Origin of the sequence: Campylobacter sp. US25a, assembly GCF_004379075.1 — a bacterium.
GTDB classification, from domain to species: Bacteria; Campylobacterota; Campylobacteria; order Campylobacterales; family Campylobacteraceae; genus Campylobacter_D; species Campylobacter_D jejuni.
This window is the reverse complement of sequence record NZ_RYYM01000049.1, coordinates 1-1,616: the sequence shown is the minus strand read 5'-3', so window position 1 is coordinate 1,616 and position 1,616 is coordinate 1. Positions and strand designations below refer to the sequence as shown.

1 protein-coding gene is annotated in these 1,616 nt (G+C 29.1%); it reads left to right on the top strand.

What is annotated here, in order from left to right; all coding sequences use genetic code 11:
- On the top strand, positions 1–1,542 hold a 1,542-nt coding region (locus ELQ12_RS09600), incomplete at its 5' end, for a motility associated factor glycosyltransferase family protein (RefSeq protein ID WP_134264749.1).
- Positions 1,543–1,616: the final 74 nt, after the last annotated feature.

Below are 1,616 nucleotides of genomic sequence, written 5' to 3'. Positions count from 1 at the left end.
TATAAACATCTTTTTGTATTTGAAAGCGAAATAGAACTTTTTATCCTAGCTTTAAGTACGCTGGATTTGAGTGAAGAATTAAGAACTTATAAAATTATTTTTTTTGATTGTGCGGCAGAAGATATAGAAATTCAAATTGCTATGATTTTTGATCAGCAAAGTATTTTAGAGTATTTAAGTTTGTATGAAATGTTTATCGGTTCGCATTATTATCTTAAATACTATGAAACTTCTATTTTATCCTTAAATGAACTTTGTATTAAAAGTGCAGCTGTTGCGATAAGAAATGCAGATATTACATGTTTTTTACCTTTGCTAACACATGGACAGTTTTTACAAAACATCCCTTCTATGCTTGAAAGCATCCCATTGCAAAGACTTCTTAATGAAAGAAAAAATAAATTTGAAAATGCTATAGTAGTTTCTGCAGGACCTAGTTTAGCTAAACAACTTCCTTTACTTAAGGCTTATCAAGAAAAAGCAGTGATCTTTTGTGCTGATGGGGCTTTGAGTATGCTTGAAAAAGAAGGTATAGTGCCTGATTATGTTACTAATCTAGATTTTACTGATCTAGCAATGAAATTTTTTCAAAATAAAGAAAATTTAAAACAAAGCGTTATCGCTCTTGAGTGTGCCACGCATCCTAATGTCGTGCGTAGTTTAAAGGCTGAAAATTGTATGATTATTTTAAGAAATAAAGCTTTATACCAACGCTTCAATCTTAACGACTTTGGCTATATTGATACAGGTACTCATGTAAGTCATTTTTCTTATACCTTAGCTTTGGCTTTAGGATTTAAAAATATTATTATGATAGGACAAGATTTAGCTTTTGATGAAAAAGGAAATTCACACTCAAAAGGTTTTGATTTTGGGGAGAAATTTAGCGGTGAAGAAAATATAGATAAACTTAAAGTCCCTGCCTATGCAGGTAAAGGTGAAGTTTTAACTCATATTGCTTGGAATGATTATCGTATAAAGCTTGAATATCTTTTTGCCTGCAACAGCAAAGAAGCTAAATTTTACAATGCTACTGAAGGTGGAGCAAGGATTAATTTTACTGAAGAACTTTCCTTTAAAGAATGTTGTGAAAAATTCCTTACAAAAGAAAAACCTAAATTTGAACTTCCAAAAACTTTAACTAAAAATAGAAGCGACAAGTTACTGAAAAAATTTCAAGAAAAACTACTTGAAGATTTTAAAATTTGTACATTTTTTTTAGAAGATGCTTTAAATTTAAGTAAGGCTTTGGAAAGTGTTTTAATTTCAGAGAAAAAATTACCTTTAGAATTTTTACAGAAAGTTTACAATAACATTGATAATTTTAACTTAGCTATACTTAAAGATGAGTTTTTGCAAGATGAAGTTCTAAGAGGAAATTTTTCTCAAAGAGGAAAAATTATTAGTGATGTTCTTAGGCAGCATATACAAGATCCATTGGAATTCTTATGGGCTTATATTAAATCTTATAGAGAATGGCTTTTAATTTTTATCGATAAACTTAACAATAAAGCCGATTCTATTTCAAGGATCATTAAGTGACCATACTAGAAAAAAACATACAAGCTTTATTAAGTGGAGTAAATGAACCCTTAGGAAATAAACTTTTAAATTTC